The 13,473-nt window shown below is 73.5% G+C and carries 10 protein-coding genes and 1 pseudogene; 4 read left to right on the forward strand and 7 right to left on the reverse strand.

All coding sequences use genetic code 11. The annotated features are described in order from the left end of the window. Positions 1-137 precede the first annotated feature (137 nt). The 3 genes from J7E97_RS03685 to J7E97_RS03695 all read right to left on the reverse strand — a co-directional run bounded on the left by J7E97_RS03685 (position 138) and on the right by J7E97_RS03695 (position 4,543). The gene (locus tag J7E97_RS03685) at positions 138-998 is read right to left on the reverse strand and encodes an Fpg/Nei family DNA glycosylase (RefSeq protein WP_215022174.1); all 861 of its coding nucleotides are present in this window, start codon (positions 996-998) and stop codon (positions 138-140) included. A gap of 175 nt (positions 999-1,173) precedes the next feature. Then, entirely contained in the window at positions 1,174-3,237 is a 2,064-nt protein-coding gene (locus tag J7E97_RS03690) for a SpoIIE family protein phosphatase (protein ID WP_215022176.1), read from the reverse strand. Between the two features lie 7 nt (positions 3,238-3,244). Further along, complete coding sequence (locus J7E97_RS03695) at positions 3,245-4,543, reverse strand: DUF6777 domain-containing protein (RefSeq protein ID WP_215022178.1); 1,299 nt, start codon at positions 4,541-4,543, stop codon at positions 3,245-3,247. A gap of 174 nt (positions 4,544-4,717) precedes the next feature. Here J7E97_RS03695 and J7E97_RS03700 point away from each other — a divergent pair, with 174 nt between their 5' ends. The 3 genes from J7E97_RS03700 to J7E97_RS03710 are packed head-to-tail and all read left to right on the forward strand — an operon-like array spanning position 4,718 to position 7,640. Then, on the forward strand, positions 4,718-5,587 hold the full coding sequence (locus J7E97_RS03700; protein WP_215022180.1) for a YndJ family protein: 870 nt from the start codon (positions 4,718-4,720) through the stop codon (positions 5,585-5,587). After that, a complete protein-coding gene (locus J7E97_RS03705) occupies positions 5,584-6,189 on the forward strand; it encodes a DUF1990 family protein (protein ID WP_215022182.1) in 606 nt (201 codons plus the stop codon). Before J7E97_RS03700 ends, J7E97_RS03705 begins: the two co-directional genes overlap by 4 nt. Next, positions 6,147-7,640, forward strand: coding sequence for a lipase maturation factor family protein (locus tag J7E97_RS03710; RefSeq protein WP_215022184.1), 1,494 nt, complete (start codon positions 6,147-6,149; stop codon positions 7,638-7,640). The genes J7E97_RS03705 and J7E97_RS03710 overlap by 43 nt, the downstream gene beginning before the upstream one ends. On the opposite strand, the gene J7E97_RS03715 is transcribed toward J7E97_RS03710, so the two are convergent. From J7E97_RS03715 to J7E97_RS03725, 3 genes are all read right to left on the reverse strand, one after another. Next, the gene (locus tag J7E97_RS03715) at positions 7,626-8,609 is read right to left on the reverse strand and encodes an NAD-dependent epimerase/dehydratase family protein (protein ID WP_251053765.1); all 984 of its coding nucleotides are present in this window, start codon (positions 8,607-8,609) and stop codon (positions 7,626-7,628) included. The two genes, J7E97_RS03710 and J7E97_RS03715, sit on opposite strands and share 15 nt — an antisense overlap. Positions 8,610-8,769: 160 nt before the next feature. After that, positions 8,770-8,946: a hypothetical protein gene (locus tag J7E97_RS03720; RefSeq protein WP_215022185.1), complete on the reverse strand. Its 177-nt coding sequence runs from the start codon at positions 8,944-8,946 to the stop codon at positions 8,770-8,772. Positions 8,947-9,386: 440 nt separating this feature from the next. Then, entirely contained in the window at positions 9,387-10,862 is a 1,476-nt protein-coding gene (locus J7E97_RS03725) for an SDR family oxidoreductase (RefSeq protein ID WP_215022193.1), read from the reverse strand. Between the two features lie 203 nt (positions 10,863-11,065). Between J7E97_RS03725 and J7E97_RS35505 the strand changes: the two are divergent. Continuing rightward, a pseudogene (locus J7E97_RS35505) lies at positions 11,066-11,839 on the forward strand (DMT family transporter); the annotation flags it as partial. A 291-nt stretch (positions 11,840-12,130) separates the two neighbouring features. Here J7E97_RS35505 and J7E97_RS03735 read toward each other — a convergent pair. After that, positions 12,131-13,450 (reverse strand): transglycosylase family protein, encoded by a 1,320-nt coding sequence (locus tag J7E97_RS03735; RefSeq protein WP_215022195.1) that lies wholly within the window; start codon positions 13,448-13,450, stop codon positions 12,131-12,133. Between the last annotated feature and the right edge of the window lie 23 nt (positions 13,451-13,473).

Here is a 13,473-nt window from a genome sequence, read left to right on the forward strand (position 1 = left end):
CTTCCGCGGAGCAGCACTAGCGCCGGGTCACGCAAGCACGACGCCTTCGGCCACCGCCGGACCTCGGCCACTCGCCGGACCGGACCCCCGGTCGCGGCACGCGGCACGCTGCTCCCGACCGTCACGATGAGGGCGGGCTACTTGAGCAGTCGGGACAGCCGGCGGTCCGCGAGCGGTTTGCCGCCGGTCTGACAGGTGGGGCAGTACTCGAGCGAGGAGTCGGCGAAGGACACCGAGCGGACGGTGTCCCCGCACACCGGGCACGGCTCCCCCGCGCGGCCGTGCACCCGCAGCCCGCTCTTCTTCTCGGCCTTCAGCCGCCCGGCGGCCACCCCGTGCGCCCGTTCGACCGCCGAGCGCAGGGTCTCCCGTACGGCCTCGTAGAGGTGGTCCACCTGTGCCTCGTCGAAGGAGGCGGCCAGCTTGAAGGGGGACACCTTGGCGTGGTGGAGGATCTCGTCGCTGTACGCGTTGCCGATGCCCGCGATGACGCTCTGGTCGCGCAACACCCCCTTGATCTGCCGCCGTTCACCGGCGAGCAGCGCACCGAAGGCCGCCCGGTCGAATTCCTCGGCGAGCGGGTCCGGGCCGAGCCGGGCGATGCCCGGGACCTCCCGGGGGTCGCGGACCACGTACACGGCCAGGCGCTTCTGCGTGCCCGCCTCGGTGAGGTCGAAGCCGCCGCCGCCCTCGAGTACGAGGCGCAGCGCGAGCGGCCCCTTGCCGGGGCGCGGCGGCTGCGCCGGAACGTCGTCGATCCAGCGCAGCCAGCCGGCCCGTGCGAGGTGGGTGACGAGGTGGAGCTCGCCGATCCGCAGGGCGAGGAACTTCCCGTACCGGGCGGTGGCCCCGGCCATCTGCCCTTCGAGCGCGGTCAGCGGCGGGTCGTACGTCTTGAGGACGCTCACGGCGAGCGGGAGGACGCGCTCGACCACCCGCCCGGCGAGGTGTTCGTCGAGGAACTCCCGCAGGGCCTCGACCTCGGGCAGCTCGGGCATGTCCCCAGCCTGCCGCGCCCTCAGGCGAAGCGCGAGCCGGGGACGGGGCCCGGGGAGCCGATCCGGTCGCGGGGCCCGGTGAGCCGGCCGTGGGCGAGGGCCGCGGCGTGGGGCCCGGAAGGCCGTCTCGCCCCAGGCTCGCCCCCGCTCGCCCCAGGAGGCCGGGCCGCCCGGGTCACGGCAGCGTGAACTCGCACCACACGCACTTGCCGCTCCCCCGCGACTCCACGCCCCAGACGTCGGCGAGCCGGTCCACCAGCATCAGGCCACGGCCCGAGACCCCGGAGTCCCCCGCCTCGCGCCGTCTGGGCAGGGCGGAGGAGCGGTCCTCCACCTCGACCCGGAGCCGGCGTACGGGACCGTTGAGGACGCGCAGGGTCACGATCGCCGGGCCGTCCGTGTGCATGAGGGCGTTGACGATGAGCTCGTCCGCGATCAGTTCGATCTCGTCTGCCCGGTCCCGCGCGCCCCAGGCCCGTACCGCCGCGCCGATCATGTGGCGGGCCGACACCAGGGCTTCCGGGTCGCCGGGGGCCACGTGCTGCTGGAGGCGGCCGCCGCCCTGCGGGGCGGCCGCGGCCTCGCGGCGGAGCAGGAGCAGCGCCATGTCGTCGTCGCCGCCGCGGTCGTCGACGACCTCGCACAGCCGGTCGGCGAGGCTGGCCAGGTCCGCCGGTCCGGTGCGGACGAGGGAGGCGAGGAACCGGATGCCGTCGTCGAGGTCGGCGCCGGGCTGTTCCACCAGGCCGTCCGTGCACAGCAGAAGCGTTTCTCCCGGGCCCATCTCGACCGTGGTCACCGGGTACTCCAGCCGCCCGAACTCCGCGGACAGCCCGAGCGGCATCCCGCCCTCCAGCGCGAGGCGCTCGCAGCCCCCGTCGCGGGTGCGCAGCAGGGGGTCGATGTGGCCAGCCCGGACCAGTTGCAGCACCCCGGTCGCGAGGTCGGCCTCGACGTACGTGCAGGTCGCGAAGCGGTCGGTGTCCAGCTCGTGCAGGAAGACGGAGGCCCGCGCCATGACGGTGGCCGGCGAGTGCCCTTCGGCGGCGTAGGCGCGCAGCACGATCCGCAGCTGTCCCATGACGGCGGCCGCGTGGGTGTCGTGTCCCTGGACGTCGCCGATGACGGCGCCGACCCGGCCTCCGGGCAGCGGGATGACGTCGTACCAGTCGCCGCCGATGTCCTGGCCCATCCGGGCCGAGCGGTACCGTACGGCGATCTCGGCGCCCGGCACGGAGGGGATGCGGCGCGGCAGCATCGCCTGCTGCAGCCCTTCCGCCAGGTCGTGCTCCTGCTCCAGGAGCATCGCCCGCTGCAGGCTCTGCGCGATGCTGCTGCCGAGCGCGACGAGCAGGTTCCGCTCTTCCTGGGTGAAGCCGTCCTTGTCCTGGTAGAGCAGGCCGATCGCGCCGATCGGACGGGCCTGGGCGATCAGTGGCAGGTAGGCGGCCGCCGAGATGTGCATGTACGAGATCTGCGCCCAGAGCCCGGGGTACCCGGAGGCGAACTCGGCCGCGGAGTCCAGGAAGCGCGGCTGGAGCGAGCGGACGACCTCGCTCATCGGGTACTGCTCGTCGATGCGGGTGTAGCGGGTGCCGGGGACGAAACTGCCCGCCGGGCCCTCGGCCACGAGGTGGATCCGGCCGGCTTCGACCAGGCCCATGACCATGCCCATGGAGCCGAGCCGTTCCAGGCCGTGGGCGTCGCCGAGCGCGTCGATGACGTCCTGGACGGTACGGGCGTGCGCGAGCGCGGCGGTGGTGCTCTCGACCACGGACGTCTGGCGGCGGCGCTCCTCGTCGAGCCCGAGGCGTTCGGCGGAATGGCTGAGTTCCTCGGTGGCGTCGCGGACGATGCCGATGATCCGGTACGGGCGGCCCTGCGGACCGCGCACGACGCGGCCCTGGGTGTGCGTCCAGCGCAGCCGGCCGTCGTGGCAGCGGATGCGGAAGTAGGCGCCGTAGCTGTCCACGCCGCTCTTGAGGGCCGAGGAGACGAGGGCGTCGAGCCGGACGGCCTCGGCGGGCGGGACGCGCGGCGCGAGGGATTCGGGCCGGCCGTCGTACTCCGCGGGGGTGGTGTCGAAGACGTCGAGACCGGCGGAGTCCATGTGCATGAGACCGGTGACCAGGTCCCAGTCGAAACTGCCCATGCGATTCAGCGCGAGCGACCGGTCCGCGTGCGCGGGCCAGTCGTCCGGCAGCGATACGGCGGTCGGCACCGGTCCACCATGACACACCGGCCGGTCAGGCGCTCTCCAGGTACGGGGCGTCGTACGGCGGCGTGCTCTGCTGGTCGGGGACCGCGTAGGGATCGGCGTACGGGTCGGTGCTCGGGTCGGTGTTCGGGTCGTAGGGCGCGTGGGGGTCGCTCGGCTGCGGGGACACGCCGTCGGGGCCCACCGGGATCCCCTGGTCGCCGGGCGTCTGGCCGGGCAGGTCGGACGGGAGGTCCGTGGGTGCGTCCGTGGGTGCGTCCGAGGGGATGTCGGTGGGGGTGTTCGGGGGCAGGCCGGTGCCGGGCGGCGGGGCCGTCGGCGGCTGCGTGGGGGCCGCGGGGGTGTTCGGCACGGTCTGCGGGGAGCTCGGTGGGCAGTCGGACGCGCCGGGGGCGGGAGCCTGGCTCGGGGCGGCGCCGGTGGTGGGCGGCGAGGTGCGGGCGAGGCTGTTGCTGTCCGGGGTCGGGCACGGATCGCCCGGCGTGGTGCCGGGCGGGGTGGCTGGCCCGGCGGGGATGCCCTCGCCCGGGTCGTACGGGGGCGGGTTCCGCGGGGCGCGGTCCTGGGCTCCGTCGTCGCCGGTCTTGCGCTCGATCCAGGTGTTGTTGGCGATGTTGACGATCACCAGGTTGTTGATCACCTGCGCGGTCGGCTCGATGACGACGACCTGGTTGGGCTGGTAGCCGGTCCAGGCGTCGCCCTTGAGCACGGGGGCACCCGTGGCGGTGCGCGGCGCGGCCAGCGGGTTTCCGCAGGCGCAGCGGACCCGGGGCATTCCGTGGTCGTCGACGAGGACGGCCGTGCCGGCCTGGAGGACGGACTGGAAGGCGTTCGGGTTGCCGTCGGCGAACCCGTGGTTGGTCACCCGGGTGTCGGCGCGCAGGACGACCGGGGTCAGGCCGCGCAGGAACTCGGGGATCTGCGTCCGCTCCACCTGGGAGGCCTCGGCGAAGGCCCGGGCCTTGGCGTCGTCCACGGTGAGGGACTGGACCTGGGCTTCGACGTCGCAGCTGCCGAGGCGCTGGGTTCCGCCGTACAGGCCGGGGGTGGCCGCGTTGATGGTGCGGATGCCCTGTCCGGTCGGGTTGGGCAGCGGGGGCTGCACGGGTGCGGACTCGGCGGTGGCGGAGGAGGAGGTGAAGGGGTCGGGGCCGGCCGAGGCGACGGGCTGGAGGTGGACCTCCTGGCTTTCGGCGGCGGCGCCCTTGGTCTGTCCCTCGTCTCCGGAGGCGCCGCAGGCCGCGGCGAAGAGTCCGAGGACCGTGAAGAGGGCCGCGCGGGCCGGTGCGTGACGACGCGGCGCCTGACGACGTGTCGGTGCGTGCACGTTGCATCTCCCTGTTCGCCCCGGTTGCTCCCTCTTGTCTGCCGTATGTACGCGTTCACCGCAACCGGAGGGCCGGGAGCCCGACCCAGTATTGAACATGTTCAAGGAACCCTCTAAGCTCACGACCGTGAGCTGAACGCGTTCAAAGTGTTCACCCGGGGAGGGGAGTCCAAGGTGACGGTGCTGGTGAATCTGATCGTCACCTTGGGCATGCTCTACGTGGTCCCGGGCGGCCTGCGCCTGATCGACCCGGTCCGGCTGCGCCGCACGGCCCGGCTCTGGCCGCTGCTCGCGGCCCCCGGCGCGGTGTGCCTCTGGCTGCCGCGCGGCGCCCCCGCCACGATCCTCGCCGCACTGTACGCGGCGGCCACCGTCTCCCTGGCGGCCAGGGCCCCGGCCCGGCTGCTGCGGACCGGCCCGCTCCGACAGGGCCCGGGCCGTCTCGCTCCCGCCGAGGCCGCCGTGCTCACCGCGCTGGTCTCGCCCTCGGTCGCCGGAACGGCGCTGGTGGCCGAACGCGCCGGATACCGGCTCTTCGGATTCGACCTCGACATCCTGGCGCTGACCGTGCCGCACTTCCACTTCGCCGGCTTCACGGCCGCCCTCGTCGCCGGGCTCGTGTGCCGGGCCGCCTCGCCCGGCCGACTCGCCCGATGGGCCGCGTACAGCGTTCCTGCGGGCACCCTCCTCGTCCTCCTCGGCTACTTCGTCGACGACTGGGCCGAGCTGGTGGGCGCGGTGACGTTGACCGGCGGGATGTGGGCGGTGGCCCTGCTGACCTGGCGGGACATCCGCCCCGGCGCCGGCGACCGAGACCGGCTCACCGGCGCGCTGCTCTCGGTCTCGGCCGCCGTACTGGTGGCCACCATGCTGCTCGCCCTGTGGTGGGCGCTCGGCGAGGCCACCGGGATCACGCACCCCACCTTGACCTGGATGGCCGCGACCCACGGTCTCGGCAACGCCCTCGGATTCGCCCTGTGTTCCCTGCTCGCCTGGCGCCGGCTGACCGCCGGCCGAGCTCCCCGAACGGAGACCGTGACATGACCCGCCTCATCGGCGAAGGCCGCAGCACCTTCAACTACCCCGACCGGGGAGCCACGGCCCGCAGGCCGCTCCCCGCCGGATACCACTTCACCCACCACCGCACCCGGGTCGGATACGGCCGGGCCGCCTTCGCCGCCGCCGGCGAGGCCGTCACCACCTTCCGCGCGCACCGCGGCTCCGGCATGCTCGTCGAGGCCGTGACGGGCCCCGGCCGGCCCGTCCGTCCCGGCGACCGGGTGGTCGTCGGCATCGGCATCGGCCCGCTGCGGATCGACGCTCCGTGCGAGGTGATCTGGACGGCGTACGAACCCCGGCGGACCGGGTTCGCCTACGGAACCCTGAGCGGCCACCCCGAAAGCGGCGAGGAGTCCTTCGTCGTCGACATGGACGCGGCCGGCGCGGTGTGGTTCGAGGTCACCGCCTTCAGCCGCCCCGCGAGCTGGTACACCCGGCTCGCGGGCCCGGTGATCCCCTTCCTCCAGCTGCGCTACGCCCGCCTGCTCGGACGCCACGTCCGCAAGCTGGCCGTGGAGCCCCGGCCCGCCGGATACTGGAGGCGATGGACTGGTTCACGGCGCCCGGATACTGGCTGGGCCGGCTGATCTTCCAGCGGGCCCTGGCCGGCGTCTACCTGGTCGCCTTCGCCGGGGCCGCCCTGCAGTTCAGGGCGCTCATCGGAGCCAACGGCATGCTGCCCGTGCCGCGGTACGTGCGCCACGTGCCGTTCCGGCGCGCCCCGAGCCTGTTCCAGCTCCACTACAGTGACCGGTTCTTCGCCGCCTGCGCCTGGACCGGGGCCCTACTGGCGGCCGCCCTCGCCGCCGGGGCCGGGGACCGCGTGCCGCTGGGCGCGGCGATGGCGGTGTGGGCGCTGCTGTGGGTGCTGTACCTGTCCATCGTGAACGTGGGGCAGACCTGGTACTCCTTCGGCTGGGAGTCGCTGCTGCTGGAGGCCGGTTTCCTGGCCGTCTTCCTCGGCAACGCGCGGGCCGGGCCGCCGGTGCTGGTGCTGTGGCTGCTGCGCTGGGTGGTCTTCCGGGTGGAGTTCGGCGCGGGGCTGATCAAGATGCGGGGCGACGCCTGCTGGCGGAAACTCACCTGCCTGTACTTCCATCACGAGACGCAGCCGATGCCGGGACCGCTCAGCTGGTTCTTCCACCACCTGCCGAAGCCGGTGCACCGGGTGGAGTGCGCCGCCAACCACGTGACCCAGCTGGTCGTCCCGGTCCTGCTGTTCGCCCCGCAGCCCGTGGCCTCGTACGCGGCCGCCGCCATCGTGGCGACGCAGCTGTGGCTGGTGCTGTCGGGAAACTTCGCCTGGCTGAACTGGCTGACGATCACGCTCGCCCTGCCGGCCGTCGATTTCGGCGTGTTCACGGCCGACCCCGCCGTGGGCGCGCCACCGGAAGCGGCCTCCCGGACCGGTCCGCTCTGGTACGTGGTCCTCGTGTGCGCGGTGACCGCGCTGGTGCTGGTCCTGAGCCGGCACCCGGTGGTCAACATGATCTCGCGCCGCCAGGTGATGAACCGCTCCTTCGACCCGCTCCACCTGGTCAACGCCTACGGGGCGTTCGGCACGGTGGGGCGGATCCGCGAGGAGGTGGTGGTGGAGGGCACCGCCGACCGGGCGCCCCGGGAGGACGGCGCGTGGCGGGAGTACGGGTTCAAGGGGAAGCCGGGCGAAGTGCGCCGGATCCCGCGCCAGTTCGCCCCGTACCACCTGCGGCTGGACTGGCTGATGTGGTTCGCGGCGCTCTCCCCCGCCTACGCGCGGGACTGGTTCGGGCCGTTCGTCGAGCGGCTGCTGGCCGGCGACCGGGACACGCTGCGGCTGATCCGCCACAACCCCTTCCCGGACGCCCCGCCGCGCTTCGTCCGGGCACGGCTGTACCGCTACCGGTTCACGACCTGGCGGGAGCTGCGCGAGACGGGGGCGTGGTGGCACCGGACGCTGGTGCGCGAGTACCTGCCGGCGACCCGGCTCGCGAAGGAGCCCGGTTCCCGTGCCGCGCGGGCGCCGCGCCGGGGCGGCGGGCCCTCAGAGCCCGAGTAGTGCGGCCTCCTTCTCCGGCGATATGCCCGGGGCCGGCCGGTCGGGGCGCTGCGGCGCGGCCCCGCGGAGCCCGCGGAGCCAGGCCCAGGTGTCGGCGACCGTCTCCTCGACCGGCCGGCACTTCAGGCCCGCGGCGAGCACCTTGGTGACGTCGCCGCCGAACATGAAGTCGTGCAGTTCGCCCTCGGGGAGCCAGATGGGCAGCTCGGTCCAGGGCGCCACGCCTGCTTCCGCGATCCGAGCCGGGTCGGTCCAGCGGAACTCGGCAGCGCCGCCCGTCGCGGCCGCGCAGGCGTCGAGGAGGGTGCCCATCGTGGCGTGACCGAGGGGGGAGACGACGTTGAAGGGGCCGCCGCGTCCGGCCTCGGAGGCGTCCAGCGTCCAGCGCGCGAGGTCGCGCACGTCGATGTACTGGAGCGGGAGGCCGGGCGTACCGGGGGCGAGTACCGGGCCGCCCCTGGCGACGCGGTTGAGCCACCAGGGCAGCCGGCCGACGTTCTCGTACGGGCCGAGGATGAGCCCGGCCCGGGCCAGCAGGGCGCGGTCCCCGAAAGCGTCCAGGACGGCCAGCTCGGCCCCGCGCTTGTCCTCGGCGTAGGCGGTGGCCCCGGCGTCGGGCGAGCCGTCGACCAGCGGGCCGTCCTCGTCCAGCCCGGCCGGGGCCGGGTAGGAGTACACGGAGCGACTGGACACGTACGCGTACCGGCCCACGCGGTCGGCGAGGAGCCGGGCGCTGTCGCGGACGGCAGTGGGGGCGCCGCCCCAGGTGTCGACGACGAGGTCCCACTCCCCCTCGGCGAGCGCGTCCAGGCCGCCGGGGGCGGTGCGGTCCCCGTGCAGGGCCGCGGTTCCGGGCGGTGGTGCGTGGTGCCCGCGGTGGAAGACGGCCACCTCCCAGCCGCGCTCCAGGGCGTCTTCGGTGATCGCGCGTCCGACGAATTCGGTCCCGCCCAGCATCAGCAGCTTCATGCAGGTAAGCGTGGACCCGGCAGGGGGGCGGGCGTAACCCTTGATCGCCCACAGCGATGACGCTGACGGCGTACGCGTCGGGGGAACCATTCGAGCCCCCGCGCCGGTCGGCGCGGGGGCTCGAAACGCTCGGGGGTCTTGACGCCCCCGGGGGCAGCGACTAGTCGATGCCGGGCAGGATGTGCGGCTCGGCGAGGTCGTCCTCGTAGCCTGCGAGGCGGATCGGGGCGGACCGCGCCCAGACCTCCAGGTTGCCGAGCGTCTCGGGGCGCTTGCCGTCCCGCGAGCCCGTACGTTCCTTCGGCCCTTCGTCGGTCTTCGTCAGTTCTGGTGTCACCGCGCACTCCTTTGTGTCGCGTAACCCGGCAGGCGGTCGGACCGCGGGCCGGTACAGGAATAAAGGGTTTCCGGACGCGGTGGCGCCTTGGTGGAGCGAGTACCCGGGTAGGGCTCTCATGTCGCTCAGAGTACACATATGAGCGCACCCCCGCTCGATGGAAGGACAAAATCCACTCCTGACCGCTTGTTTTCGCCCCGATTTCATGACCTCGTACGGCATCCGGCAGGGATGAACGGCTGATCTGCTCGACGACGCCATACGGGTGATGGATCCGCTCTTCGCCCGTCGGGGCAACGCGGCGCGCCCCCGGCCCCTCCCGCGGATGCGGAGAGGGAGCGGGGGCGCGCGGTGCGGTGCGGTGCGGCGTACGGGGCGGGCCGGTGGTGGTCCCGGGAGACCGGGATCGGGTCCCCCGGCCGGGGCGGGGGCCCGGCGGCCTACCAGTTGGCGGGCGCGTAGTCCTTGAGGAAGACGCCGTACAGGTCTTCGCCGAGCTCGCCGCGGACGATCGGGTCGTAGACCCGGGCCGCGCCGTCGACCAGGTCGAGCGGGGCGTGGAAGCCCTCCTCGGCCAGGCGGATCTTGTCCGGGTGGGGGCGCTCGTCGGTGATCCAGCCGGTGTCGACGGCGGTCATCAGGATCTGGTCCTTCTGGAACATCTCCTGGGCGCTGGTGCGCGTCAGCATGTTCAGCGCGGCCTTCGCCATGTTGGTGTGCGGGTGCCCCGCGCCCTTGTACCCGCGGCTGAAGACGCCTTCCATCGCGGAGACGTTGACGACGTAGCGGCGGCCGGCCTCGGCCGCGGCCATCGCCGGGCGCAGCTTGCTGATCAGGATGAACGGCGCGGTGGAGTTGCAGAGCTGCACTTCGAGGAGCTCGATGGGGTCCACCTCGGACACCGTCTGGATCCAGCTGTTGGTGTCGTGCAGGTCGGGGACCAGGCCGCCCGCGTCGATCGCGGTGCCGGCCGCGATGCGCTCCAGCGAGGCCGAGCCGGAGACCAGGGCCAGCTCGGTGATGTCCTGGGCGCTGAGCTTCTCGCCCCTACCGGTGGGCAGTGCGGCGACGCGGTCCACGGTGCCGCTGCCGAAGGTGCCGATGACCTCGGCGGACGGCAGCTCGCCGGCCGGCAGCGGGGCGTTCTCGGCGGCGACGAGCTCGCTGTAGGCGCCCGGGGAACGGCGTACGGTCTGCGCGGCGTTGTTGATCAGGATGTCGAGCGGCCCCTCGGCGGCCACGGAGTCGGCCAGCGCGACGACCTGGGCCGGGTCGCGCAGGTCGATCCCGACGATCTTCAGGCGGTGCAGCCACTCGGAGCTGTCGGGCATCGCCTTGAAGCGGCGGATCGCGTCGCTCGGGAAGCGGGTGGTGATGGTGGTGTGCGCGCCGTCGCGCAGCAGCCGCAGCGCGATGTACATGCCGATCTTGGCGCGGCCGCCGGTGAGCAGGGCGCGGCGGCCGGTCAGGTCGGTGCGGGCGTCGCGGCGCGCGTGGTTGAAGGCGGCGCAGTCCTGGCAGAGCTGGTGGTAGAACGCGTCGACCTCGACGTAGCGGGTCTTGCAGACGTAGCAGGAGCGCGGACGCTGGAGTATTCCGGCGATCGGGCCCTTGGCTGCGGCGCTCAGGGCGTTGCCCTGGGTCTCGTCGTCGATGCGCTCGGCGGAGCCGGTCGCGGTCGCCTCGGTGACGGCCTTGTCGTTGGCGGTCTTGGCGGCGCGGCGGTCCTGGCGGCGGCGCTGCTTGACCGTCCGGTAGAGGCCGGCGGTGGCACGGCGTACGGTGATCGCGTCGGGGTGGTCGACATCGAGCTTGTCCAGCTCGTCGAGCACGCTGAGGCAGAGGGCGAGCCGGTCGGGGTCGATGCCCGGCCCGTAGGCGTGGCCGTAGTCCTGGCTGTCTTCGGTCACCGTCATGCCCGCTGCCGTTCCTTGATCACTCGTCCGCGTCCGCCTGCTGCGGAAGTCCCCAAAAGGGTCAGTGTACGGATCCCCCCTGGTGGAAGCCAAACCTGTGGGTGACCGTTCGCGTCTACTGCGGATGGAGTACGCCTCAAGCCTGACTCGTGCACTCCTCCAGGTGGAGGAATAGCCTCCCCGTCTCGGGCATTGTGGATTCTATGAGTGCCCTAGCCCTTTCGGTCCTGCTCTGCCTGGTGTCCGCGGTGGCGTACGCGGGCGGGGCGATCGTCCAGGAACGGGTCGCGTCCGCGTCGACGGGGCGGCCGTACGCCCTCGTGCGCCGCGGCGGCTGGTACGCCGCCATCGCGCTGAACAGCCTCGGCGCACTGCTGCACGTGGTGGCGCTCGCCCACGGGCCGCTGAGTGTGGTGCAGCCGCTCGGCGCCCTGACCATCGTCTTCGCACTGCCGATGGCGGCGCTCTTCGTACGCCGCCGGGCGAGCGCCGCCGCCTGGCGCGGGGCCGTACTGACGACGGTCGGGCTGGCCGGGCTCCTGGCCCTGACGGGCGGGGACGGCGGGCCCGAGCGGGCCCTGTCGGGTGCCGCCCAGAGCATGCTGCTGACCGCCACCGGGGGCGGGGTCGCCCTGCTCTTGCTGCTCGCGCGGCGCGTGTGGCGGCGGCCCACGGCACGCAGCGTGCTGCTGGCCACGGCCGCCGGTACGGCCTTCGGCATGGCCTCGGTGTTCACGAAGTCGGTGGCGGAGCAGTTCGCCCCGGACGCGCTGGTCTCGCTCTGGCCGGAGCTGACCTCGGTGGCCACCCTCGCCGGCGCCGGCCTGCTGCTGTCGCAGGCCGCCTACCAGGGCGCCGGGCTGGCCGCGCCCCTGGCCACCGTGACGGTGGCCAATCCGGTGGTCGCGGCGGCGGTCGGCATCACGATGTTCGACGAGGGCTTCCGCTACGGGGCGGCCGGCGCCGGCGCGGCCGCGGTGAGCGCGGCCCTGGCCGGGGCCGGACTGGTCCTGCTCACCTCGTTGCCGCGGTCGGAGCGGGCGGCCGCGCCGACGGCCGACGCCGGAGCGCCGGTCCCGGGGTCCCCGGTTTCCCACGCGCCCGATTCCCCCGACTCCCCCGTTTCGGGCCGCCCTTCGAGTCCGTCGGGGCCGTCCCGCTCAGCGGGGTCATCGAGGTCGTCGGGGTCAGGGGTGTCAGGGTCAGGGGTGTCAGGGTCAGGGGTGTCAGGGTCAGCGGGGTCAGAAGGCTCAGCAGGGTCAGCGGGGTCAGATGTCGACCCCGTGGCCGCGCAGGTACTTCAGCGGGTCGATGTCGGTGCCGTAGCCGGGTCCGGTGCGCATCTCGAAGTGCAGGTGCGGTCCGGTCGTGTTGCCGGTGGAACCGGAGCGGCCGATGCGCTGCCCGCCGGAGACGTGCTGACCGGCCTTGATTCCGAGCGCCGACAGGTGCGCGTACTGGGAGTACCGGCCGTCGGAGTGCCGGATGACGACCTGGTAGCCGTACGCCCCGGCCCAGCCGGCTGAGACGACCTGGCCGGGGCCCACGGCCTTGATGGCGGTGCCGGTGGCCACCGGGAAGTCGACTCCCGTGTGGTAGCCGCTGGACCAGGACGCACCGGCGACGCGGTAGGCCGTGCCGAGGCCCGCGTCCACGGGGGCGGAGTAACCTGAGGGCGCGTCCTGCCGGGCGGTGGCGGGTTGCGGCACGGGCTTCTCGGCCGGCTTTTCGGCTGGTTTCTCGACCTGCTTCTCGGCCGGCTTTTCGGCCGGTTTCTCCGCGGGTTTCTCCTGTGGTTTCCGCGCCGCCGGTTCGACGGGCTTGACCGGTTCGGCCGTACGCGGCGGCTTCTCGGGGTTCGGGGCCGGCGGCGCGGCCGTGATGCGCAGGGTGAGCCGCTGGCCGGGGAAGATGAGGTCGGGGTTGCCGCCCACGGTGGCCCGGTTGGTCTCGTACAGCGCCTGCCAGCCGCCGTCGACGTGCTGTTCGGTGGCGATCAGCGAGAGCGAGTCCCCGGGCGCGACCACGTACGGGTTGGGCAGGACCGAAGTCCCGGTCGGGCGGGGCGCGGCGCCCTGCGACGCGACCGCTCCGGTCCCCTGCGGCTGCCCCTTCGCCTGCGGAGGCTGCTGGGCCTGTTGCGGCTGCCGGACCTGCTGCGCCGGGGCGGAGGAGGCCTTGGCCTGCGTACCGAGCGCCGGCGCCGGGCCGCTGCGGCTGAGTCCGGCCTGTTTCCCGCAGGCGGGCCAGGCCTGGGGGCCCTGCCCCTTCAGCACCTTCTCGGCGACCGCGATCTGCTGTTCCCTGGTCGCGAGGTCCGCGCGGGTGGCGTAGGCGGTGCCGCCGAAGGCGCGCCAGGTGCTCTGGCTGAACTGGAGCCCGCCGAAGTAGCCGTTGCCGGTGTTGATGTGCCAGTTGTTGGTGGACTCGCAGGCGGCGACCTTGTTCCAGGTGTCCGCGGAGGCCGCGTGCGCCGCTCCGGCGCCGATCAGGGGGAGCGCGATCCCGGCACCGCCCGCGGTGACGACGAGCGATGCCCGGTTGATGCTGCCCGGCTGATACCGGCGGTGCCGGCCCCGTACACCCATGGGAGCCCCCATCGAAGACATCA

The organism is Streptomyces sp. ISL-66 (genome assembly GCF_018614135.1).
Taxonomy (GTDB): Bacteria; Actinomycetota; Actinomycetes; order Streptomycetales; family Streptomycetaceae; genus Streptomyces.

Coding starts and splice junctions, on each gene's coding strand:
- J7E97_RS03685 (WP_215022174.1), bottom strand. CDS start 998: ATGCCCGAGCTGCCCGAGGTCGAGGCCCTGCGGGAGTTCCTCGACGAA.
- J7E97_RS03705 (WP_215022182.1), top strand. CDS start 5,584: ATGACCCGCCTCATCGGCGAAGGCCGCAGCACCTTCAACTACCCCGAC.
- J7E97_RS03710 (WP_215022184.1), top strand. CDS start 6,147: ATGGACTGGTTCACGGCGCCCGGATACTGGCTGGGCCGGCTGATCTTC.
- J7E97_RS03715 (WP_251053765.1), bottom strand. CDS start 8,609: ATGAAGCTGCTGATGCTGGGCGGGACCGAATTCGTCGGACGCGCGATC.
- J7E97_RS03725 (WP_215022193.1), bottom strand. CDS start 10,862: ATGACGGTGACCGAAGACAGCCAGGACTACGGCCACGCCTACGGGCCG.
- J7E97_RS03735 (WP_215022195.1), bottom strand. CDS start 13,450: ATGGGTGTACGGGGCCGGCACCGCCGGTATCAGCCGGGCAGCATCAAC.